Annotated in this window: 25 protein-coding genes and 2 tRNA genes; 15 read left to right on the top strand and 12 right to left on the bottom strand. The window is 67.0% G+C overall.

Going from position 1 to position 21,648, the window contains the following annotated elements; genetic code table 11:
* Entirely contained in the window at window positions 1-1,371 is a 1,371-nt protein-coding gene (locus BM060_RS10125) for a CoA transferase (RefSeq protein ID WP_074979710.1), read from the bottom strand.
* 225 nt (window positions 1,372-1,596) lie between these two features.
* Complete coding sequence (locus tag BM060_RS10120) at window positions 1,597-1,992, bottom strand: hypothetical protein (RefSeq protein WP_043273733.1); 396 nt, start codon at window positions 1,990-1,992, stop codon at window positions 1,597-1,599.
* Window positions 1,993-2,189: 197 nt separating this feature from the next.
* Between BM060_RS10120 and BM060_RS10115 the strand changes: the two genes are divergently transcribed.
* Window positions 2,190-2,507 carry a hypothetical protein gene (locus BM060_RS10115; RefSeq protein ID WP_009619967.1) on the top strand — a complete coding sequence of 106 codons (318 nt, stop codon included), beginning with the start codon at window positions 2,190-2,192 and terminating at the stop codon, window positions 2,505-2,507.
* Between the two features lie 134 nt (window positions 2,508-2,641).
* On the top strand, window positions 2,642-2,818 hold the full coding sequence (locus tag BM060_RS32925) for a hypothetical protein (protein ID WP_167858368.1): 177 nt from the start codon (window positions 2,642-2,644) through the stop codon (window positions 2,816-2,818).
* A 203-nt stretch (window positions 2,819-3,021) separates the two neighbouring features.
* Here BM060_RS32925 and BM060_RS10110 read toward each other — a convergent pair whose 3' ends face one another.
* Window positions 3,022-3,366: a hypothetical protein gene (locus tag BM060_RS10110; RefSeq protein ID WP_061561560.1), complete on the bottom strand. Its 345-nt coding sequence runs from the start codon at window positions 3,364-3,366 to the stop codon at window positions 3,022-3,024.
* A 145-nt stretch (window positions 3,367-3,511) separates the two neighbouring features.
* Here BM060_RS10110 and BM060_RS10105 point away from each other — a divergent pair, with 145 nt between their 5' ends.
* Entirely contained in the window at window positions 3,512-4,231 is a 720-nt protein-coding gene (locus BM060_RS10105) for an endonuclease (RefSeq protein ID WP_074979648.1), read from the top strand.
* A gap of 90 nt (window positions 4,232-4,321) precedes the next feature.
* Window positions 4,322-4,828, top strand: coding sequence for a DUF1993 domain-containing protein (locus BM060_RS10100; protein WP_074979646.1), 507 nt, complete (start codon window positions 4,322-4,324; stop codon window positions 4,826-4,828).
* Window positions 4,829-4,869: 41 nt separating this feature from the next.
* On the opposite strand, the gene BM060_RS10095 is transcribed toward BM060_RS10100, so the two are convergent.
* Entirely contained in the window at window positions 4,870-5,343 is a 474-nt protein-coding gene (locus tag BM060_RS10095; RefSeq protein WP_064582954.1) for an Lrp/AsnC family transcriptional regulator, read from the bottom strand.
* A gap of 132 nt (window positions 5,344-5,475) precedes the next feature.
* Here BM060_RS10095 and BM060_RS10090 point away from each other — a divergent pair, with 132 nt between their 5' ends.
* Both BM060_RS10090 and BM060_RS10085 read left to right on the top strand, forming a co-directional pair.
* A complete protein-coding gene (locus BM060_RS10090) occupies window positions 5,476-5,829 on the top strand; it encodes an ACT-like domain-containing protein (RefSeq protein ID WP_083426758.1) in 354 nt (117 codons plus the stop codon).
* Window positions 5,830-5,969: 140 nt separating this feature from the next.
* Window positions 5,970-6,974, top strand: coding sequence for a bile acid:sodium symporter family protein (locus BM060_RS10085; RefSeq protein ID WP_074979706.1), 1,005 nt, complete (start codon window positions 5,970-5,972; stop codon window positions 6,972-6,974).
* A 420-nt stretch (window positions 6,975-7,394) separates the two neighbouring features.
* Here the strand turns inward: BM060_RS10085 and gorA are convergent, their stop codons facing one another.
* Window positions 7,395-8,750, bottom strand: a complete 1,356-nt coding sequence (gene gorA, locus BM060_RS10080) for a glutathione-disulfide reductase (RefSeq protein ID WP_074979644.1) — start codon at window positions 8,748-8,750, stop codon at window positions 7,395-7,397.
* 86 nt (window positions 8,751-8,836) lie between these two features.
* On the opposite strand from gorA, the gene BM060_RS10075 reads away from it, so the two are divergent.
* The gene (locus BM060_RS10075) at window positions 8,837-9,268 is read left to right on the top strand and encodes a VOC family protein (protein WP_074979642.1); all 432 of its coding nucleotides are present in this window, start codon (window positions 8,837-8,839) and stop codon (window positions 9,266-9,268) included.
* A 180-nt stretch (window positions 9,269-9,448) separates the two neighbouring features.
* On the opposite strand, the gene galU is transcribed toward BM060_RS10075, so the two are convergent.
* The gene (galU, locus tag BM060_RS10070; RefSeq protein WP_009619948.1) at window positions 9,449-10,288 is read right to left on the bottom strand and encodes a UTP--glucose-1-phosphate uridylyltransferase GalU; all 840 of its coding nucleotides are present in this window, start codon (window positions 10,286-10,288) and stop codon (window positions 9,449-9,451) included.
* A 400-nt stretch (window positions 10,289-10,688) separates the two neighbouring features.
* Between galU and imuA the strand changes: the two genes are divergently transcribed.
* Genes imuA through BM060_RS10055 form a run of 3 tightly spaced genes read left to right on the top strand, consistent with a single transcriptional unit; the run spans window position 10,689 to window position 15,800 of the window.
* Window positions 10,689-11,306: a translesion DNA synthesis-associated protein ImuA gene (imuA, locus tag BM060_RS10065; protein WP_058489399.1), complete on the top strand. Its 618-nt coding sequence runs from the start codon at window positions 10,689-10,691 to the stop codon at window positions 11,304-11,306.
* 7 nt (window positions 11,307-11,313) lie between these two features.
* Window positions 11,314-12,729 carry a Y-family DNA polymerase gene (locus tag BM060_RS10060; RefSeq protein WP_074979640.1) on the top strand — a complete coding sequence of 472 codons (1,416 nt, stop codon included), beginning with the start codon at window positions 11,314-11,316 and terminating at the stop codon, window positions 12,727-12,729.
* Window positions 12,726-15,800 (top strand): error-prone DNA polymerase, encoded by a 3,075-nt coding sequence (locus BM060_RS10055; RefSeq protein ID WP_074979638.1) that lies wholly within the window; start codon window positions 12,726-12,728, stop codon window positions 15,798-15,800. The genes BM060_RS10060 and BM060_RS10055 overlap by 4 nt, the downstream gene beginning before the upstream one ends.
* A gap of 4 nt (window positions 15,801-15,804) precedes the next feature.
* Here BM060_RS10055 and BM060_RS10050 read toward each other — a convergent pair whose 3' ends face one another.
* The gene (locus BM060_RS10050) at window positions 15,805-16,182 is read right to left on the bottom strand and encodes a LexA family protein (protein WP_064582945.1); all 378 of its coding nucleotides are present in this window, start codon (window positions 16,180-16,182) and stop codon (window positions 15,805-15,807) included.
* 143 nt (window positions 16,183-16,325) lie between these two features.
* Here BM060_RS10050 and BM060_RS10045 point away from each other — a divergent pair, with 143 nt between their 5' ends.
* Entirely contained in the window at window positions 16,326-16,544 is a 219-nt protein-coding gene (locus BM060_RS10045) for a hypothetical protein (protein ID WP_009619937.1), read from the top strand.
* A 126-nt stretch (window positions 16,545-16,670) separates the two neighbouring features.
* Here the strand turns inward: BM060_RS10045 and BM060_RS10040 are convergent, their stop codons facing one another.
* On the bottom strand, window positions 16,671-16,886 hold the full coding sequence (locus BM060_RS10040; RefSeq protein ID WP_009619935.1) for a hypothetical protein: 216 nt from the start codon (window positions 16,884-16,886) through the stop codon (window positions 16,671-16,673).
* A 195-nt stretch (window positions 16,887-17,081) separates the two neighbouring features.
* Window positions 17,082-17,168: transfer RNA gene (locus BM060_RS10035), tRNA-Leu, on the bottom strand.
* Window positions 17,169-17,578: 410 nt separating this feature from the next.
* On the opposite strand from BM060_RS10035, the gene BM060_RS10030 reads away from it, so the two are divergent.
* Window positions 17,579-17,998: a LytR/AlgR family response regulator transcription factor gene (locus BM060_RS10030; RefSeq protein ID WP_058072328.1), complete on the top strand. Its 420-nt coding sequence runs from the start codon at window positions 17,579-17,581 to the stop codon at window positions 17,996-17,998.
* Between the two features lie 304 nt (window positions 17,999-18,302).
* Here BM060_RS10030 and BM060_RS10025 read toward each other — a convergent pair whose 3' ends face one another.
* Complete coding sequence (locus BM060_RS10025; protein ID WP_074979636.1) at window positions 18,303-18,728, bottom strand: styrene oxide isomerase; 426 nt, start codon at window positions 18,726-18,728, stop codon at window positions 18,303-18,305.
* A gap of 431 nt (window positions 18,729-19,159) precedes the next feature.
* Between BM060_RS10025 and BM060_RS10020 the strand changes: the two genes are divergently transcribed.
* From BM060_RS10020 to BM060_RS10010, 3 genes are all read left to right on the top strand, one after another.
* Window positions 19,160-19,510: a hypothetical protein gene (locus BM060_RS10020; protein ID WP_009619928.1), complete on the top strand. Its 351-nt coding sequence runs from the start codon at window positions 19,160-19,162 to the stop codon at window positions 19,508-19,510.
* Between the two features lie 507 nt (window positions 19,511-20,017).
* Complete coding sequence (locus BM060_RS10015) at window positions 20,018-20,275, top strand: type II toxin-antitoxin system Phd/YefM family antitoxin (protein ID WP_074979635.1); 258 nt, start codon at window positions 20,018-20,020, stop codon at window positions 20,273-20,275.
* On the top strand, window positions 20,256-20,606 hold the full coding sequence (locus BM060_RS10010; protein ID WP_083426757.1) for a type II toxin-antitoxin system RelE family toxin: 351 nt from the start codon (window positions 20,256-20,258) through the stop codon (window positions 20,604-20,606). The genes BM060_RS10015 and BM060_RS10010 overlap by 20 nt, the downstream gene beginning before the upstream one ends.
* A 229-nt stretch (window positions 20,607-20,835) precedes the next feature.
* Here BM060_RS10010 and BM060_RS10005 read toward each other — a convergent pair.
* Window positions 20,836-20,909: transfer RNA gene (locus tag BM060_RS10005), tRNA-Cys, on the bottom strand.
* Between the two features lie 313 nt (window positions 20,910-21,222).
* Complete coding sequence (locus BM060_RS10000; protein ID WP_009619921.1) at window positions 21,223-21,648, bottom strand: lipocalin-like domain-containing protein; 426 nt, start codon at window positions 21,646-21,648, stop codon at window positions 21,223-21,225.

The following is a 21,648-nucleotide window of genomic DNA, read 5'->3' as shown; positions in this document are numbered from 1 at the left end:
TCAGGCGCCCTGCTCGAAGGCCCAGTACGGCTTCGACGAACCCAGCGCCGCCGCCGGCAAGGCCCATTGCAGCGGCGTGCCTTCCAGCAGCAATGGCGGGCGCAGACGCTGCGCCGGGCCCCAGGCGGTGGCCTCGATGGCCGGGTCGAGGTCGGCCGGCGCCTCCCCGGCCAGCGCCGGCAGGGCGTCGGCCTGCATCCCCTGCTCCACCAGGAACTGCGCGGTGCGCGCCAGCGACAGGCGCCAGGTGCTGCCGCGCCCGCTGGCCAGGCGCCGGCCCAGGCCGCAGAGCGCGGCGGCGGCCATCAGGTAGCCGGTGGCGTGGTCCAGGGCCTGCACCGGCAGTGGCACCGGCTTTTCGGCCTGGCGCCAGCGCATGCCGGCCTCGGCGATGCCGGTGCTCATCTGCACCAGGCTGTCGAAGCCGCGGCGGTTGCGCCAGGGGCCGCTCCAGCCGTAGGCGTTCAGGCTCACGTCGACCAGCCCCGGGGCCAGGTCCTGGCGCACTTCGGCGTCGAAGCCGAGGTTCTCCAGGGCGTCGCCACGGTAGCCGTGGATCAGTACGTCGGCGTGGCGCAGCAGTTCCTCGAAGCGCTCGCGCCCGGGCGGGTCCTTCAGGTCCAGGCGCGCGCAGCGCTTGCCCAGGCAGACCTCGGGAATCACCCCCGGCTCGTCCCAGCCCGGCGGATCGATGCGCAGCACCTCGGCGCCGAGCCCGGCGAGGAAGCGGCTGGCCACCGGCCCGGCGAGCACCCGGGTGAGGTCCAGTACCCGCACCCCGGCCAACGGCCGTTCCGCCGTCAGCGCCCAGGCCGGCGCGGGGGCGATGGCCTGGTCCTGGCTCCAGATCAGGTCCTGCTCCGCCAGGGCCTGGCCCTGAAGGTGCGCCTTCCACTCGTCGATGGAGCGCATTTCGGCGGCGCAACCGCCGGTGGCCACCACTGCGTGTTCCAGCTCGGCCTTGTTCCAGGTGGCGACGCGGGCCGCCGCCTCTTCGCGGTTGGCGACCGGGCCCAGCACCCGCACCACGGCGGCACGGTGGTGCGGGGCGTTGGTGTGCAGGCGGATCCAGCCGTCGCGGGTGGCATAGTCGCCGGCGATGTCGCCCCACATGGGCGGCAGCGCCCAGCCCTGGGGCCGCAGCGTCCAGGCGAACCAGAAGGACGCCAGGCGGCGGTCCACCTGCAGCGCCCTCGGCGACTGGCCGGCGCGCTTGAGCAAGGCCGCGGCGGCCAGGCCGGCCGTGGCGATGGAGGCGCCAGCGAGGTCGGTGACGGCGAAGGTCGAGGGCAGCCCGCCCTCGGCCTGGAAGGACAGGGACGCGGGCAGGGCCGCGTTCTCTTCCAGGGCCTGCCACAGGGCCCTGGTCATCTGGCTGGCGAGCATGCTGCACCTCGTCTGAAGAAGTCCGTGAAACGGACCCGCCAGGCAACCTTAGCCCGCCCGCCGCGCCGCCGCGAGCCGGCCTTTCGCCGCAGAGGAATCGCGGGCAATAAAAAACCCGCCGATGGCGGGTTCTTTATTGGGGCGCTAGTCCTTTAGCAATGTGCCTACCATCGCCCCACGCGCGTGAAAATTTCGTGAAGAAACTCGGGCTCAGCCGGAATAATCCAGCGCCGTCCAGGCACGGCTGAGGTCGTCGCGGATGCGGCAGGCGGACAGGTCGCCGCCCTCCTCGCCCACGCTCAGCAGGCGGGTGGCGCCGGTGCCGTCGTCGTACACCTCGGTCAGCGTCTGCAGGCGCCCGCAGTTGGGCGTGTCGATCACATAGCTGGCCACCATCGCCGAGCGCGAGCGCGGCACGCGGATGGCGTCGCGCACGATGCCGTGTTCCTCCACGCGCTTGCCGTCGGCCACCAGCACCGCCCAGGCCTCGCGGCCATCGATCACCAGGTAGGCGCCATTGGCCTTGGGGCCTTCCGCCGGCGGCTGGGCGCAGCCGCCGAGCAGGGCCAGGAGGGCGAGCACCAGCAGGGCTTTGACTTGCTTCATCACGCGTTCCTCTTCTTCGTCGTCGCCGCGGGGCGGGGCCCGGTTTCGCGGCGGCCATGGATTCTGTGAGCCAGCGAAACCATGGTAGCCACAAAATACTGTTCATGCATACAGTATTTTTCGATTATGCTTCTGTCATCGACGAAAGGCACCCTGGCAACAGGTGGCAGGCAAGGACCCGAACAGGAGCGAAAGCGATGGTGGACATCCGCCAGATGAAATACACCGTGAACCACATGGGCGTGGAGGAAGTCAGCGAAGCGGTCGCCGAGTTGCACCTCGAGGGCCTGGTCACCGAGGGCAAGACGCCCTTCTCGCGCACCCACTTCAACACCTGCTTCGCCGAGATCGAGGCGCTGCTGCAGCGCGCCGGCTACCACCGCCCGCTGGACGTGGTGGGCTACCAGGGCCAGGCCTACGCCATGTTCGACCCCACGCGCTGGGAGGCGGTGCAGGTGCTGCGCTGGCTGAAGGAATACGTGGAGGAGGCCCACAGCGAGGCGGCGGGGGCCTGAGACCTCCCCCTCCGCGGGGATGGCAAAAGGCCGCAAAGGCTTGCCGCAGAGCGGCCGGACTTGCGCACCGGGGGTTCGGCCACTAATGTCCTTGGGGCAGTTTCGCACCAGCACGCTGAATCAAGGACGAGTCCATGAGCAAGACGCTCCCCGAGGACTGGCTGTGGGCCTACCACAAACTTCGCAGCCTCTCCGTCGGCCGCACCAGTTCCGCCTTCCTCGCCACCCTCTACCACCTGCGCGGCGACACCGGCCCCTTCTACTGCAAGGGTGGGCTGAGCAAGTCGCGCCTGGTGCGCAAGGAGTCCTGAGCCTTCGCGGCACCGAGCCCTTGTAGGAGCGCGCCCTGCGCGCGAATCGCGGACGGAGTCCGCTCCTACACCATCCCACATACCACGCGTGATCGCGATGTAACCCATCCTACGAAAAGCACCTCGGCGCAGCCGGCAACGTAGGAGCGGACTCATCCGCGATCCGGCCGCCAGGCCGGCCATGCCCCGCGAACGCCACTCCCTCAGGGATACGACTGCCGCTGCCCGTTCGAACGCGTCGTCCCCGGCGTGACGTCGAACTGCACGCCATTGGGGTATTCGATGCTCTGGCGGATGCCACCGTTGGTGCCACCGCCGCTGTTGTCGATGATCACCCGGCTGGAGCCCTGTTCGTAGCTGCGCGGAACCTGGACGCCGCCGTAGCCGTCATAGCGCTGCACGCTGGACGAGCTGTCGATGCTGCCGCTGGCACCAGGGCTGACATAGATGCGCTCGATGCTGCGCACCGGCGGCTGGCCGGCCAGCGCCACCCCGGCCACCAGGCTGGCGAGCAGGCCGCAAAGCGCTCGGCTCTTCATGCGGGTCATGCTGGCTGAACCTCCGGTTAGGCTGGAAATGTTCCCAGTCTAACAACTCCAGTTTCCTACGCACCCTTTCCTTGCCATTCGATTGCCACGATTGGCAGATCGTTTCATATCAGTAAGATGCGACGATTTCTGAAAGAAGTTTCTGATGAATATTCGTCGCCCAGCCCTTTTCCTCTTGCTCGCGGTCCTGCCCCTGGCCGCCTCCGCCGCCGCCCCGCGCACCTTCCAGGAAGCCAAGAAGATCGGCTGGAAGCTCTATGCCCGCCAGTCGGTGGAGTTCTATTGCGGCTGCCGCTACAAGGGCAACCGCGTCGACCTGGCCAGTTGCGGCTACGTGCCGCGCAAGAACGCCAAGCGCGCCGGGCGCATCGAGTGGGAGCACATAGTCCCGGCCTGGGTCATCGGCCACCAGCGCCAGTGCTGGCAGAGCGGCGGGCGCAGCAACTGCTCGCGGCACGACCCGGTGTACCAACGCGCCGAGGCCGACCTGTTCAACCTGGTGCCGAGCATCGGCGAGGTCAACGGCGACCGCAACAACTTCGGCTACGGCTGGCTGCCGCAGCAGGCGCCGCAGTATGGCGCCTGCCCGATGGTCATCGACTTCAAGGCGAAGAAGGCCATGCCGCGCCCGCAGATCCGCGGGATGATCGCCCGCACCTACTTCTACATGAGCGACCGCTACGGCCTGAGGCTGTCCAGGCAGGACCGCCAGCTGTACCAGGCCTGGAGCAAGCAGTACCCGGTGGAAAGCTGGGAGCGCCAGCGCAACCAGATGGTCGGCTGCGTGATGGGCTGGGGCAATCCATACGTGGGCAAGATCGACCTGCAGGGCTGCGGCAGCGCGGGCAGCGTCGCCGGGCGCTGAAAGCCAGGCGACGGCCGCCGCGCCCGGCAGTAGACTCAGCGGGCGCGCCCTGTCGCGCAGGCCTAATTTTCCCTGTCTGGAGTACCTCGCATGTCCCTGTCGATCTACCAGATTTCCGTTCCGGTGTTCATCCGCATGCTCGGCAACCTCTCGGCCATCCTGGCCAAGGCCGAGGCCCATGCCCAGGCCAGGTCCATCGACCCGACGGTGCTGCTGAACGCCCGCCTGGCCCCGGACATGTTCCCGCTGACGCGCCAGGTGCAGATCGCCAGCGACGCCGCCAAGGGCTGCGCCGCCCGCCTGGCCGGCGTGGAGATTCCCAGCTACGCCGACGACGAACAGAGCTTCGCCGACCTGCAGGCGCGCATCGCGAAGACCGTCGACTACCTCAAGGGCTTCAAGCCCGAGCAGTTCGAAGGCGCCGAGAACCGCGACATCCACATCAAGACGCCGAGCCGCGAGCTGCAGTTCAAGGGCCTGGACTTCCTGCTCGGCTTCGCCAACGCCAACTTCTACTTCCACGTCACCACCGCCTACGCCATCCTCCGCCACAACGGCGTGGAGCTGGGCAAGATGGACTTCCTCGGCGGCGCCTGAGCCCGCCCGCGGGCGCCGGCCAGGCCGGCGCCCTCCTCCCGTCAGCGTCCCGGCAGCGGCAGGCTGGTGGTCGACTTGATCTCCGACAGCGCGACTATGGAGTTGATCTCCTGGATGCCCGGCACCTGCGACAGGCGCTCGAAGAAGAAGCGCTCGTAGGCCTCGATGTCCTCGGTGACGATGCGCAGCATGAAGTCCACCGCGCCCATCAGCACATGGCACTCCAGCACCTCGGGGAACTCGCGGATGGCCGCGGCGAACTCGGTGAGGTTGTTGCGGCCGTGGGTGTTCAGCTTCACCTGGGCGAAGATCTGCGCGTTCAGGCCGATCTTCTTGCGGTCCAGCAGGGTCACCTGGCGGCGGATCACACCTTCTTCCTTCAGGCGCTGGATACGCCGCCAGCACGGCGATTGCGAGAGGCCGATGCGCTCGGCGATCTCGGCGGTGGAGAGGGTCGCCTCCTCCTGCAGCAGGGCGAGGATGCGTTTGTCATAGGCATCCAGCTCGATCGGCATGATTTATTCTCCAACTCATAAATTCACGCATAGTCTATTCTCAAACCACCGGCCTTGGCGTCCATTCCGCAAAGCAAAACCCGGCCGGGCCACCGACAATGAGCCACCTCCCAGCCTTGCCGGTCACCCGCCATGAACCAAGCCGTTTCCCTGCCCAGCAGCACCACCGCCCTGCCCGCCAGCCTGCTTGATGCCACCCACGCCGAGCGCCCCGATGGCTGGACCCGCCGCCCGGCCGATATGGCGCGCCAGGCGCACTTCGCCATCCGCGCCGAAAACGACGCCGACGTGTTGTGCAAGCTGCTGAACCTGTTCGCCCTGCAAGGCTGGCTGCCGGCCGAGGTGCATGCCGTACAGGCGGGCGAATGGCTGCAGGTGGACCTGCGCGTTACGGGTATGCCGGAGCAGCGTGGCGAGGTGATGGCCGAGCGCATGCGCTCGCTGGTCAGCGTGGCGACGGTGGAATTGGCGTTCAGCGGCTGCTGACGGAGCGATCTGTCCGTTCAGCGATACAGGCTGGCTTTCTCGCGTTAGCCGGAAGGCCACCGCGGGCATAGAGTCGGAACCGTCGTCCGTCCGTCAGAGACGGCGACCGCATTCTTCGTACCTTGCCCGAGATGATCGCCATGGCTCGCCCACGTCTGCTCCCCGACAACTTCACCCTGGCCCTGGTCGCCACCGTGGCCATCGCCAGCCTGCTGCCCTGCCAGGGCCAGGTGGCCACCGCCTTCGGCTGGATCACCAACCTGGCCATCGGCCTGCTGTTCTTCCTGCACGGCGCCAAGCTGTCGCGCCAGGCCATCATCGCCGGCGCCACCCACTGGCGCCTGCACCTGCTGGTGTTCGCCTGCACCTTCATCCTCTTCCCGATCCTCGGCCTGGCGCTCAAGCCGGTGCTCTCGCCGCTGGTGACCCCGGACCTGTACCTGGGCCTGCTGTACCTGTGCGCCCTGCCAGCCACCGTGCAGTCGTCCATCGCCTTCACCTCGCTGGCCCGCGGCAACATCCCGGCGGCGGTGTGCAGCGCCTCGGCGTCCAGCCTGATCGGCATCTTCCTCACCCCGCTGCTGGTCCAGCTGCTGCTGGGCGTGCATGGCGACACCGGCGTCTCCACCCTCGATGCCATCGGCAAGATCACCCTGCAACTGCTGGTGCCCTTCATCGCCGGCCAGGCCCTGCGCGGCGTGATCGGCGGCTGGGTGGACCGGCACAAGCCGGTGCTGCGCTACGTCGACCAGGGCTCGATCCTGCTGGTGGTCTACACCGCCTTCAGCGCCGCGGTGATCCAGGGCCTGTGGCACCAGGTGCCGCTGACCGCGCTGGCCGGCCTGGTGGTGGTGTGCTGCATCCTGCTGGCCCTGGCGCTGCTGGCCACCAGCCAGCTCAGCCGGCGCCTGGGCTTCAACAAGGAGGACGAGATCACCATCGTCTTCTGCGGCTCGAAGAAGAGCCTGGCCACCGGCGTGCCCATGGCCCAGGTGCTGTTCGCCACCGGCAGCATCGGCGTGATCCTGCTGCCGCTGATGCTCTTCCACCAGATCCAGCTGATGGTCTGCGCGGTGCTGGCCCAGCGCTACGCCAAGCGCCAGCAGGAAAGCGCAGCGGCGGCGCAGGTGGCGCAGTCGCGCTGAGCCGAGGCGCTTTTCGCAGGATGGGTTGAGCCTTGGCGAAACCCATGCGGCCACGGCGATGGGTATCGCTTCGCTCAACCCATCCTACGGAGTGTCATATTTGCCGGAAGGTGTAGGAGCGGACTCCGTCCGCGATCGGCCAGACGCCGGCCTTGCCGGCGTAATCGCGGATGAATCCGCTCCTACGGGTGAGCATGCCAGGCTTCACGGCAACCTGTAGGAGCGCGCCCTGCGCGCGAATCGCGGGCAGGGCCCGCTCCTACACTACCTGCTGGCAACTCTTTTCGTAGGAGCGAGCTTGCTCGCGAACAAACGCGGTGCCATGCGGTTCGCGAGCAAGCTCGCTCCTACGAAGAGCATCTCGGCGTGGGCCGCAAGACAGTTACTCCTACATGGCAGGAGGAGTACCATCCTACGAGATCAGGCCACCGGCGAACGCATGGTGACGAACTCCTCGGCCGCCGTCGGGTGGATGCCGATGGTCTCGTCGAACACGCGCTTGGTGGCCCCGGCCTTGAGCGCCACGGCGATGCCCTGGAGGATCTCGCCGGCCTCCGGGCCGACCATGTGGCAACCCAGCACCTGGTCGCTGTCGGCGTCGACGATCAGCTTCATCAGGTTTTTTTCCTGGGATTCGGTGAGGGTCAGCTTGAGCGCGCGGAAGCGGCTCTCGAACAGCTTGACGCGGTGCCCGGCGGCGCGCGCCTCGTCCTCGGTGAGGCCGACGGTGCCGATGTTCGGCAGGCTGAACACCGCCGTGGGGATCAGCTTGTAATCCACCGGCCGGTATTCCTCGGGGCGGAACAGGTGGCGCGCCACGGCCATGCCCTCGGCCAGGGCCACCGGCGTCAGCTGCACGCGGCCGATGACGTCGCCGATGGCGCGGATCGACGGCTCGCTGGTGCGGTAGGCCTCGTCGACCTTGACGAAGCCCTTGTCGCTCAAGGCTACATCGACGTTCTCCAGCCCCAGGCCATCGAGCATCGGCCGGCGGCCGGTGGCGTAGAACACGCAGTCGGCCTCCAGCAGGCGGCCATCCTTGAGTGTCGCCAGCAGGCTGCCGTCGGCCTGCTTGTCGATGCGCGCGATGTCGGCGTTGAACTGCAGGTCCAGGCCCTTCTTCGTCAGTTCGTCGCGCAGGTGCTCGCGCACGCTGCGGTCGAAGCCGCGCAGGAACAGCTCGCGGCGGTACAGCAGGCTGGTCTGCGCGCCCAGGCCGTGGAAGATCGAGGCGAACTCCACGGCGATGTAGCCGCCGCCCACCACCAGCACCCGGCGCGGCAGCTGCGGCAGGAAGAAGGCCTCCTGGGAGGTGATGACGTGCTCCTTGCCGGGGATGTCCGGCACCTGGGGCCAGCCGCCGGTGGCGATGAGGATGTTGGCGGCGCGGAAGCGCTGGCCGTCGACTTCCACGGTGTGGGCGTCGACCAGGCGCGCGTGGCCTTCGAGCAGGCTCACCCCGCTGTTCACCAGCAGGTTGCGGTAGATGCCGTTGAGGCGGTGGATCTCGCGGTTCTTGTTGGCGATCAGGGTCGGCCAGTCGAAGCGCGCCTCGCCCAGGCTCCAGCCGAAGCCGGCGGCCTGCTGGAAGTCCTCGTGGAAGTGCGCGCCGTACACCAGCAGTTTCTTCGGCACGCAGCCGACGTTCACGCAGGTGCCGCCCAGGTAGCGGCTCTCGGCCACCGCCACGCGCGCACCGAACCCCGCGGCGAACCGCGCGGCGCGCACGCCGCCGGAACCCGCGCCAATCACGAACAGGTCGAAATCGAAAGCCATCGTCGTTCTCCACTGGCAGATGCCCGGCAGCATACCTCATCACCGCTGGCCTATCCTGCCAGCAGAGCCCACAGGAGGAAGCCGCCATGCGCCCGACCCTGACCCACCTGGCCCTGCACGTACCGGACCTGGAGGCCTGCATCGCCTTCTACGAACGCTTCTGCGGCATGCGCGTGATCCACCAGCGCGAGGGCAAGGGCTCGCGCATCGTGTGGATGGCCGAGCCGGGCAAGGAGCACCAGTTCATCTTCGTCATCATGCCCGGCGGCGAGGCCCGCCACCTGGCCAGCGACGACTACAGCCACTTCGGCTTCGCGGTGGACAGCCACGAGAAGGTCGACGCCATCGCCGCCGAGGCCGAGCGCGCCGGCTGCCTGATCTGGGCGCCGCGCCAGGAGCCATACCCTGTTGGCTATTACTGTGGCATTCGTGATCCTGGTGGAAATTACGTCGAGTTCAGCTACGGCCAACCCCTGGGGCCGGGCTCGGAAGACATGCCGATCCCGCAAGCGCCATAGCCTGGCAGCGTTTGTAGGAGCGAGCTTGCTCGCGAACCGCCCATGCACCGGAAAGAGCGTTCGCGAGCAAGAACTAGGCGTCCCCCTCGCTCCTACGAAAAGCCCACGGATCGTGCAGAGGCCGGAAACGAAGAAGCCACCCGCGGGTGGCTTCTTCGGCGGACCGGGAACGCGCTGGGGTTACCAGGCCTTGCCGGTCTTGTAGAGGTTCTCGTAGCAGAAGTTGGTCGCCTCGATGTAGCCCTCGGCGCTGCCGCAGTCGAAGCGCTTGCCCTTGAACTTGTAGGCCAGCACGCAGCCGTCCTGGGCCTGCTTCATCAGGGCGTCGGTGATCTGGATCTCGCCACCCTTGCCCGGCTCGGTCTGCTCGATCAGCTCGAAGATGTCCGGGGTCAGGATGTAGCGGCCGATGATCGCCAGGTTCGACGGCGCTTCTTCCGGCTTGGGCTTCTCGACCATGTTGTTCACGCGGTAGATGTCGTCGCGGATCATCTCGCCGGCGATCACGCCGTACTTGTTGGTCTCTTCCGGCGGCACTTCCTGGATGGCCACGATGGAGCAGCGGAACTGGTTGTACAGCTTGACCATCTGCTTCAGGACGCTGTCGCCTTCCAGGTTCAGGCAGAGGTCGTCCGCCAGGACCACGGCGAAGGGCTCGTCGCCGATCAGCGGGCGGCCGGTGAGGATGGCGTGGCCCAGGCCCTTCATCTCGATCTGACGGGTGTAGGAGAAGGTGCACTCATCGATCAGGCGGCGGATACCGACCAGGTACTTTTCCTTGTCGGTGTTGCGGATCTGGGTTTCCAGCTCGTAGCTGATGTCGAAATGGTCTTCCAGCGAACGCTTGCCGCGGCCGGTGACAATGCCGATCTCCGACAGCCCGGCTTCCAGCGCCTCTTCGACGCCGTACTGGATCAGCGGCTTGTTGACGATCGGCAGCATTTCCTTGGGCATGGCCTTGGTGGCCGGAAGGAAGCGGGTGCCGTAGCCGGCAGCCGGGAACAGACATTTCTTGATCATGGAAGTCCTTCGACATGAACGAGGGTGTGAATGGCGCGCAGTCTAATGAGCCCGCGTGCGGCTTACAATGCCCGCACTGCGTGCCCGCCAGCGGAAGCGCAGGCCCGTCGGGGATGGGCAACGGCTAGTCAGACCGCCGCGGCGCCGGCAAGTTCGGCCGATACTGGCAAAAAGTCAGCACTGGTTGCCCTCGGCGACCGTCTGTCGGCCTCGACCTACGCACTCTGAAGGACATCGCCACGGCCCAGGCTGACCTGGCTCAGCCTTCCGGCGGATCGTCGCGGCGGAGCGATCCGGCCGTATTGACCGGATAGGGACGAGACCAGATACTGTATTTTCATACAGTATTTTGAGATTCCATCTTGCGCTGCTTCCGCCTTTCCCACCACCGGTGCCGACCATGGGCCTCGCCGTAGACCTGGGTGCGCTGCTCGACCAGCGACGCGTCTGGAAAGGCCAGGCCGGCACCGCGCCCAGCGCGGCCCAGCCCACCGGCCACGCCCGTCTGGACGCCCTGCTGCCCGGCGGCGGCTGGCCGGAGTCGGCGCTGAGCGAGATCCTCCATGGCGCCGAGGGCATCGGTGAGCTGCAGCTGCTCTGGCCGACCCTGGCGCGCTTGAGCCACGCCGGCGAGCGCGTGGTGCTGGTGGCGCCGCCGCACATTCCCTACCCCCGCGCCTGGCTGGCGGCCGGCGTCGACTTGCAACACCTGGTGTGGGTCGAGGCCAGCGGCCGCGATGCGCTCTGGGCGACCGAGCAATGCCTGCGTTCGGGCTGCTGCGGCGCCGTGCTGTGCTGGCCGCAGCAGGCCGACGACCGCGCCCTGCGCCGCCTGCAGGTGGCGGCGGAAAGCGGCCAGACGCTGGCCTTCGCCTTCCGCCCGCTGCGCGAGGCGCTCAACCCCTCGCCGGCTGCCCTGCGCCTGGCCCTCGAAGCCCGCCCGGCACAGTTGCGGGTGCTCAAGTGCCGTGGCGGCCTCGCCCCGGCCAGCCCCCTGCCGCTGGCTGCCCTGAACTGAGGTCGCCATGCTCTGGGCCTGCATTCTCCTGCCACAGCTGGCCATGGACGCCGTCCTGCGCCAGCGCAGCGATCCCGAGGCGCCCCTCGCCCTGCTCGCCGGCCCGCCGCAGCGGCGCGTGCTGCAGGCGGTCAACCCGGCGGCCCGCCGGCTCGGCCTGCGCCCCGGCCTGTCGCTGACCGCGGCGCGCGCCCTGTGCCGCGATTTCGACTGCGCCGAGTACGACCAGGCGGCCATCCAGCGCAGCCAGGACCTGCTCGCCGCCTGGGCCTACGGCTTCAGCTCCCAGGTCAGCCAGCATTACCCGCGCGCGCTGCTGCTGGAGGTCGCCTCCAGCCTGGCGCTGTTCGGCCCCTGGCCGCGCTTCGAGGCCCGCCTGCGCGAGGAACTGCGGGCCCTGGGCTTCAGCCACCGCATCGGCGTGGCGCCCAATCCCGCCGCCGCGCGGGTACTGGTCAACGTCGGCGACGGCCTGCTGGTGGAACGGCCGCAAGCCCTGCGCAGCGCCCTCGGCCGTCTGCCCCTGGAGCGCTGCGGGCTGCCCCGGGAAAGCGTGGCCAGCCTGGCGCGCATGGGCCTGCGCAGCCTGCAGCAACTGCTCGCCCTGTCCCGCGATGGTTTGGCCCGGCGCTTTCCGGCGGAACTGCTGCGGCAGGTCGACAGCCTGCTCGGCCAGCGGCCGCTGGCCCTGGACTTCTACCGGCCGCCGGAGCGCTTCGAAAGCCGCATCGAGCTGAACTTCGACGTCGAATCGACCCAGGCCCTGCTCTTCCCCCTGCGTCGCCTGACCGGCGACCTCGCCGCCTTCCTCGCCGGGCGCGACAGCGGCGTGCAGCGCTTCGAGCTGTACCTGGAGCACCACGGCCGCGGCGACACCTGCATGCCGGTCGGCCTGCTCAGCGCCGAACGCGAGCCTGCCATGCTCTTCGAGCTGAGCCGCGGCCGCCTGGAGCATTTGCAACTGTCCGCCGTGGTACACGCCGTGCGCCTGCAGGCCGACGACCTGCCATCCTTCGCCCCCGAACGGCGCCAGCTGTTCGACGAGCGCCCCCAGCAGACGCAGCCCTGGGAGCAGTTGCGCGAACGCCTGCGCGCGCGCCTTGGCGACGAGGCCGTGCATGGCCTGGGCGCCCTCGCCGAGCACCGCCCGGAGCAGGCCTGGCAACCCCGGGAAAGCCCGCGCGCCCTGCCCTTGCCGCCCTGCGGGCCGCGCCCCGGGTGGCTGCTGTTGCAGCCACAGGCGCTGCGCGAAAGCCTGCCCAGGGTGCTCGCCGGGCCGGAGCGCATCGAGTCCGGCTGGTGGGACGGCGCCGACCTGCGCCGCGACTACTACCGGGTGCAGACCCGCGCCGGCCAGCAGGCCTGGGTCTACCGCGAGGTCGGCAGCGAGGGGCCGTGGCTGATCCACGGCTGGTTCGCATGACTCCCGCCTACGCCGAGCTGCATTGCCTGTCGAACTTCAGTTTCCAGCGCGGCGCCTCCAGCGCCAGCGAGCTCTTCGAACGCGCCGCGCGCCTGGGCTACCGCGCCCTGGCGATCACCGACGAATGCAGCCTGGCCGGCATCGTCCGCGCCTGGCAGGCGGCGAAGGAATGCAAGCTGGCGCTGATCGTCGGCAGCGAGGTGCGCATCGAGGCCGGCCCCAAGCTGGTGCTGCTGGCCGAGAACCTCGCCGGCTACCAGAACCTCTGCCGGCTCATCACCCACGCCCGGCGCCGGGCCGAAAAGGGCAGCTACCGCCTGCTGCGCGAAGACCTGCAGGCCGACCTGGAGGGCCTGCTGGCGATCTGGCTGCCCGACGCACCAACGGATACCGACGGAACCTGGCTGCGCGAACGCTTCCCGCAACGCCTCTGGCTAGGCGTCGAGCTGCACCGCGGCGCGGATGACAGCGCCCGCCTGCAAGCCCTGCTGGCCCAGGCCACCCGCCATGGCATCGCCGCCGTGGCCTGCGGCGACGTGCACATGCACAGCCGCGGCCGCCGCGCCCTGCAGGACTGCATGACGGCCATCCGTCAGCACCTGCCGGTCAGCGAGGCCGGCGCCTACCTGTTTCCCAACGGCGAACGCCACCTGCGCCCGCGGGAAGTGTTGGCCGAGTTGTATCCGGCGCCGTTGCTGGAGGAGACGGTGCGGATCGCGGGGCGCTGCAGTTTCGATTTCGAGCAACTGCGCTACCAGTATCCCCGCGAACTGGTGCCCGAGGGGCATACGCCGAAGTCCTGGCTGTGCCAGATGACCTATGCCGGCATCCGCAGGCGCTGGCCTGAGGGGGCGCGGAAGAAGGTGCTCAAACGCATCGGCAAGGAACTGCTGCTGATCGCCGAACTGGAGTACGAGAACTACTTCCTCACGGTCCACGACATCGTCCAGTTCGCCCGCAGCCAGGGCATTCTCTGCCAGGGACGTGGCTCGGCTGCCAACTCCGCGGTGTGCTTCGCCCTGGGCATCACCGAACTGGACCCATCGCGCAGCAAGCTGCTTTTCGGCCGCTTCATCTCCCGCGAACGCAACGAGCCGCCGGACATCGACGTCGACTTCGAGCACGAGCGGCGCGAAGAGGTCATCCAGTACGTCTTCCGTCGCTATGGCCGCCAGCGTGCAGCCCTGACCGCCGTGGTCAGCAGCTACCGCGGCGCAGGCGCCATGCGCGACATAGCCAAGGCCCTGGGCTTGCCGCCCGACCAGGTGGACGCCCTGGCCGGATGCTGCGGGCGCTGGAGCGAGCAAACGCCACCCGAAGAGCAACTGCGCGAAGCGGGCTTCGATCCACAGAGCCCGGTCATGCGCAGGGTGCTAGCGCTCACCGCCGAGCTGATCGGCTTTCCCCGCCACCTGTCGCAACATCCCGGCGGCTTCGTCATCTCCGAGCAGCCATTGACCAGCCTGGTCCCGGTCGAGAACGCGTCCATGCCCGAACGCACCGTGATCCAGTGGGACAAGGACGATATCGACGCAGTGAAGCTGCTCAAGGTCGACGTACTCGCCCTCGGGATGCTCAGTGCCCTGCGCCGCTGTTTCGACCTGGTGCATCACCTTCGCGGCACGCCAATGAGCATTGCCAACATCCCCCCGGAAGATGCGGCCACCTACGAAATGATCAGCCGCGCCGACGCCATAGGCGTGTTCCAGATCGAGTCCCGCGCACAGATGGCCATGCTGCCGCGGCTACGGCCGAAGACCTTCTACGACCTGGTGATCGAGGTCGCCATCGTCCGCCCGGGCCCGATACAGGGCGACATGGTCCACCCCTACCTGCGACGGCGTAATGGAGAGGAGCCGATCACCTATCCCTCGCCGGCCCTGGAACAGGTGTTCCGGCGCACCCTGGGCGTGCCGCTGTTCCAGGAACAGGTCATGGAGGTCGCGGTAGTGGCCGCCGACTACACCGCCGGCGAAGCCGACGACCTGCGCCGCTCCATGGCCGCCTGGAAACGCCACGGCGGCCTGGAAAAACACCGCCTGCGCCTGACCGCAGGCATGTTGAAGAATGGCTATACCGCCGAATTCGCCGCGCGCATCTTCGAACAGATCAAAGGCTTCGGCAGCTATGGCTTCCCCGAGTCCCACGCCGCCAGCTTCGCCCTGCTCACCTATGCCAGCAGTTGGCTGAAATGCCACGAGCCGGCAGCCTTCGCCTGTGCCCTGGTCAACAGCTGGCCGATGGGCTTCTACAGCCCCGACCAGGTCCTGCAGGATGCCCGTCGCCACGGCGTCGAGGTGCGGCCGGTGGACGTACGCTACAGCCACTGGGACTGCAGCCTGGAGGACAAGGGCGAGGCGCAGCCGGCGATCCGCCTGGGGCTGCGCATGGTCCGCGGCTTCCGCGAGGAGCTGGCCCTGCGCATCGTCCAGGCCCGCGGGCGACGGGCTTTCGAAAGCGTCGAGGACCTCAGCTACCGGGCCGGCCTGGACACCGCGGTCCGCGAACGCCTGGCCGACGCCGGCGCCCTGCGCGGCCTGGCCGGGCACCGCCACCGGGCGCGCTGGGCCGTGGCCGGGGTGGAGCCGCAGCTACCGCTGTTCGCCGGCCAGGATGTGATGACGGAGACCGCGGTGAGCCTGCCGCTGCCCAGCCTGGGCGAAGAAATGCTCACCGACTACGCCAGCCTGGGCACCACCCTCGGCCCGCACCCGCTGAACCTGCTGCGCGGCCAGTTGAAGGCGCTGCGCTGCCGCAGCTCCCGCGAGTTGCCCGGCCTGGAGCACAGCCGGCCGGTCAGCGTCGCCGGGCTGGTCATCGGCCGGCAACGGCCGCAGACCGCCAGCGGCGTTACCTTCGTCACCCTGGAAGACGAGTTCGGCCTGGTCAACGTGGTGGTCTGGCGCGACCTGGCCGAGCGCCAGCGGCGCGTCTTCCTGCAAGCGCAACTGCTGCAGGTGCGCGGCCGGCTGGAAAGCGAGAGCGGCGTGCGCCACGTGATCGCCGAGCAACTGGTCGACCTGACGCCCCTGCTCAGCGGCCTGGACGTGCCCAGCCGCGATTTCCGCTAGTGGCTCAACTGGCCAGGCGGTGCAGGTTCCAGCGCACCACGCCCCAGATCGCCAGTTCGTCGCCCTCGCCGATGCGGATCGGCGGGTAGCGGTCGTTGGCCGGCAGCAGCGCGTAGCCGCCATCGATGATGTCCAGGCGGCGGATCAGCGGCTCGCCGTTCACCGCGGCCACCACCACCTCGCCGGAGCTGGCCAGGCAGGCGCGGTCCACCACCAGCAGGTCGTTGTCGTGGATGCCGGCGCCAGTCATACCATCGCCATGTGCGCGGACTATGTAGGTATGGGGCGTGTGCAGCTCGAGCAGGTCATCCAGCGACCGCGGCTGCGCCTGAAGGAACGCCGACGGATCGGCGGCGGCAGGAAGGAAAGCGGTATGAGACATGACGGGGCATCCTCGGAATACTGTACATACATACAGATACCAGAAACAATGTGAACCCGGCAAGCCATCCGCCACTCCATTGATAGCCGCCGGCAACCGCGCCGGCGTGGTCTATCCTTCGTGTGGGGGCGAGGACTTTCAGCATGAATCCTGGCACGTTCGTCACACTCATGATTTTCGGCTGGCTGCTGCTGGCGGGCGTCACGCTATGGGCCTTCCTGCGCGTGCCCATGCGCCGGGCCCGGCTGCATTCGCGCAGCGAGGCCCAGGCCCACCCCCACGAGGCGCCGGCGCCCCAGGCGCAGCCGCAGGCGGCCCCGCGCAGGCGCCATGCCGGCTGGCTAACGTGGAGTCATCGCTGAGGCGGCAGCAGGCCGCCATCATTCAGGCTTTTCGGAAACCCCGCACAGGCCCCTGCCCCGGCTTTCTCGCCCGACGGGCGAGGCTGGACAGCCCCGGAGCAGGCCGGCTCCCCTGGCTACACGGCCTCAGGCCAGGCGAATGTCCGCGCCGGTGACCTCGTCGCGCAGGGCGCGCAATTCGGCTGCATCCTGGTTCAGGTGGTGGATGGCCTTGAGCAACCGCTGGCGCAGCAGTTCATCGGGCACTTGCTCCACGGCGCGCATCACTTCGATGGCAGTGGCTTCGTTGTTGCTGGCTACCGAGTCCAGCACCTTGCGGATGTTGCGGGCTGCACGTTGCACGTCAGGTCCTCATGACAAAGTGCGAGCACCCTAGGACAACAATATTTCTCAAAGATTTCAGCGAGTTGCATTCTGACCAATGGTCGAACGCAGGCCCCGTGCGCAAGCCGGCGGATGACGCGGCGGCAGGCATCGGCAGCGCGGCCGATTGTCACGCTGCCGAATCGGGAAGCTGGGAATGCAGAGGGGGGATTCTGGTGCTCGGAGCGGGACTCGAACCCGCAAGACCGTAAGGCCGGCGCATTTTAAGTGCGCTGTGTCTACCAATTTCACCATCCGAGCCGGGCGGGCATTGCCGAGGCCGGAAGAACGCGGCCACCGGGCAATGTGGAAGGGCCGAGACTATACCGAGTCGACTCGTTGCGGTAAAGCCGGGGCCATGGGCGTAAGCGCTTGATGGCACAGCCGATTCCCTTCTTTCCGGGCGCCCTGCACAAGGGACTAGTCGGAATTACCGGCTTTTTGCCATCTCCCCTGTCGCATAAGCTGCCCACCCACGGGGCGGAAGGGAAGCCGACTCCGTCTTGGGCCGCATTACCCCGGATGCGGCCGCTTTTTCTTCCGCCGCCTTCCCCGGACAGCGGACCAGTGTGAACCCATTCACATAACTGTCGAAAAGCCGGCACAGAGCCATCATCGGTACAAGACTTTGACGTTCAGTGGATCACGAAACGCCAAACAGGAGAGGTCCGATGAGGCAACGTATTGCCACCCGCGTGGGCAGGTCCCTGGTCGTCATCGAAACCAAGGACATCACGCATTTCAGCGCGGAAGAAAAGTATGTGACGGCCTTCACCGCCAAGGGCCGCATCCATTTCGACGCCACCCTGAAGGCCCTGGAAATCGAGTTCGCGGAGGAGTTCATCCGCATCCATCGCAGCCACCTGGTGCGCCGCAGCCTGGTCAGCAACCTGCGCTGGGACGCCTATTCGGCCAGCATCGGCATCGACGGCACGGAAACCCGCCTGCCCCTGAGCCGCCAGCGCGTCGGCGTGGTTCGCAACCTGCTGCGGGCCCGCGGCGGAGCGACCGTGATCGCCACCCTGGACGGGCCACTGCCACCTTCCATGCTGGCCAGCCCGCAAACAGCCCCTGCCCTGCGGGCTGGCTGACGAAAGGGCATATCGCTCGACCACCTGCAATATCAAAGTAACATCACACATCTATACTGCACGAAGGCTGACGGACCAGCCCCATCGGCAGTACGAAGAAGCCTCGCCTCACAGCGGGGCTTCTTCCTTTCCGCTGTCCATCGTTCGAGTGAAAACTTGCATCAGCTCAAGGTATGAGCGATTCGCATACATGCAATCGAGGATGTATGTTTATTTCGCTGTCGCGTAATGGCAATATGCCTGGCCCTCTTGCTGAGGACATGGCCGGCCGAGCAGGGACGCGACGGCCAGCCACTTGCCCTTCTCAGCGCGCCACCCTGCCGCGCAATCCCCAGAGCAGCAGTCCGATGGCGACGATGATCGCCAGGCCGACGCTGACGAAACCAAGGGTCACCAGCAGCTCCTGCCAGGGCTCCCCGCTATGCCCAGCGGCGGTGACGGGCGACATGGCCGCGGTGCCGAAAACCGCGGCGAGCAAGGTGAAGGCCCAATTGGCATAGGCGCCGTAGAGCAATGCGCAGAAAGTGACACCCTGCCACCTGCGCGACAGCGCCACCTCATCCCAGATCGCCCCCAGCGCCAGCAACAGCAGGCCATTGAGGATGCCCTCCAGGTGGGCCGCCAGGACCATGCGCGGATTGCTCAACTGCGCCTCGACCAGCCCGGTGAGCAGGCCGAGCAACAGCAGCAGCAAGCCGTGCCAGAGCAACCGCCGATTCACGCCAGCCATACCGGGCCCCTCCGCGATCGGGCTTTCCCTTCACTCTAGACGGCGCGGCCTAGCGCAGCGGCAACCAGCCGGGCGCGATGTTTTCGTACGGGAGCAACAGGTAGACCGCCAGATAGCAGGCGATGAAAAGACAGGCGGCGGCCACGACGAGCCATTCGAAGCGCGACATCTCTCATCCTTGAGCAGCGCAATTCCAAAGTGCCAGTATGCCACGGCGAACCATGGATGGCATCCGGCATTCACCGGCAGACAAGGAAACGAGCGACGTAGCGCCGGGCCCGGTAGAATTCCGCCGCCCCGGGAACCGGAACGGCTGCGGCCGGTCTGACACCGCCAGCGAATTCACATTGCGGATCGCCCTGCGATCCGGACGCTCCATCGACCATCCCGGGCGGCAAGCCTGCCGCCCTTCATTCCTCAAGGTTAGCAATATGCGCAAAGCACTCCCCGCCCTGGCCCTGAGCCTGCTCTTCGCCCAAGCCGCCATGGCTGGCGGCGGTACCCAGGCAGCCGTCGGCGGCGGCCTGGGTGGCGCCCTGGGCAACGTCGTCGGCCAGCAACTGGGCGGCAGCACCGGTGCCGCGATCGGCGCCGGCGTCGGCGGCGCGGCAGGTAGCGCGGCCACCGCCAAGAAAGGCAGGAAGACCAAGGCCGCCATCGGTGGCGGCCTGGGCGCCGCCGGTGGCTCGCTCATCGGCAACAAGCTCGGCGGCAGCACCGGCGCGGCCATCGGCGCCGGCCTGGGTGGCGCGGCGGGCGGCGCCCTCGGCGGCAAGAAGTAAATCCAGCGCCGCACTGGAATGCCGAAGCCCCGCGGGTGCGAACCCACGGGGCTTTTTCGTGTGCGCCGCAAGGGCAGAGCGCCTAGTCCGAAGAGACGAAGCCGTGTTCTCTCCAGTGGCCTGATTTTCTGCATCGATCCCAGTTCGACGAACGGTAGTGGATCATTTCACCCATCACCCAGGCTCGCCGGAATCATCGTTTTCCTCGTCGACTACGTACAACCTGACCTTTAGAGCGCCTTCTAGAGAGCATTGAAAGACACTTTCAAGAGTGCTAATTTCGCCCGGTCCGGGAGTTGAACAGCCATCCCGATACGATCCATTGCGGCCTGTCCGACTTCTGTCCAGACCGTAGTGCAACCCAGTTCGCCATCTTCCTGTCCCGTGCTTAGGCCGGCTACCGATGGAGAGCTGCACTGTTGATACCGCCCTCCTTCCCAATCTCGGGAGAATCTGGCGGTTCCCCACGGGGAAATGCGCGCAAGAGTGCGCAGGGAGAACTTGTAAATGCCGCATGCGCTGCTGGCCGATGTTACGGCCTCCATCACCGAGTTGAAAAAAGATCCCATGGGTACAGTGGGCGCTGGAATGGGCCACGCTGTTGCGATTCTCAACCGTAACGAACCGGTCTTCTACGCGGTTCCTGCGGACGAGTACGAGCGGATGATCGAGTTACTCGACGACATCTACCTGGGTCGCCTCGCTGATGAGCGTAAAGACGAATCCTCGGTAACGGTGTCTCTGGATGACCTCAAAAACCGGTAACAACAAACAGATCAAAGCACCTCAGCAAGACCTGGAAGACATCAAGCAGTACACGCTGAAGTTCAAAGAAACCGCGCTCAAAGAATGGGATAGGCTCAAGGGCCCGGTGAAGACTCAGTTGATCAAGAAGCTCGGCGAAAGGCTGGTCAACCCTCGCGTCGAAAAGGACAAGCTTCATGGCAGCGAAAACAAGGACCGCTATAAGATCAAGCTCTCCGCTTCCGGCTACCGGCTCGTTTATCAAGTGCATGACACCGAGATCGTGGTTGAAGTCGTAGCAGTTGGAAAGCGCGAACGCAGCGCTGTCTACAACGAATCGAAGAAGCGCTGACTCTTGAAGCGGGATTCCCTGTGCGGTTCTTGCGACATGGGAAGACAGCGATGCCCAGACAAGGCCGCACCATCGAGTACGGCCTTTTCATTCCTGCTCTTCCCTACTGGTCGTGACGCGATGATCCAGGCCTCCGCCCAATCAGGCAGCCTTTGATTGCGGAAACGATAGGCCTTTCGGCTGAAATGAAAAAAGCCCCGTAGATCAGTGATCTACGGGGCTTTTCTATTGGAGGCTGAGGTCGGAATCGAACCGGCGTTCACGGATTTGCAATCCGCTGCATAACCACTCTGCTACTCAGCCTTTTAACCTGGCAAACCGCGCTGCGGCTTGCTGCAATTCTGTTCGGCCTGGCTTTATTTCAAGCTCTAACCTATTGATTACACAGAGTTTTCATCGCCCTGCGCTTTCGATGGGCGGGATTATGGACTAATGGGACAAGGCTGGCAACACCTGAGATTAAATTTCTTCATTGCCGGCTGCAGGGGCGGAAGCGGGCCCCATGAAGACCACAAACTCGACGCAACCCCGAATAGCTGCGGCAGACCATCCGGCACCGAGCACCCACCCTGGCGAAGGTGGGCACTCTGCTGAAGCAGTATCGAAACGGCGGCAGCTACCCTACCCGCCGCCACAGCAACCTGGCGGTTCGCGCCTCGGGGGTGCCCTCCTCCAGGCGCGCGCTGAGCGCCAGGACGTCGCCCTCCAGCTGCGCGATGCGCCGTTGGCTGCCGCCCTCCCAGTTAGGGAACAGGCTGTGGCGCACGTGGTGTAGCACCGTGTCGCCCTGCACTTCGTAGCCGCCCGCGTAGGTCAGGTAGCTGCCGTAGGCGGCGGCCTTCTCGGCGTCGCTGGCCGACCATTGCCCGCCGCTGCGGAATGGCTCGCGGTTCTTCCTGGCGACCACGCAGAACATGCCGTGCGGCCCGTACTCGATGAAGCCCTCCAGTTCCACGCCCATCGGGTGGACCACGCGGCCGTCGTCGTAGAGCTGTTCCCAGGCGAGGATTTCCCAGCGGCCGTGGATGTCTGTTGCGTTCAT

This window comes from Pseudomonas citronellolis (assembly GCF_900112375.1).
GTDB lineage: Bacteria > Pseudomonadota > Gammaproteobacteria > Pseudomonadales > Pseudomonadaceae > Pseudomonas > Pseudomonas citronellolis.
This window is presented reverse-complemented; position numbering and strand designations above follow the sequence as displayed.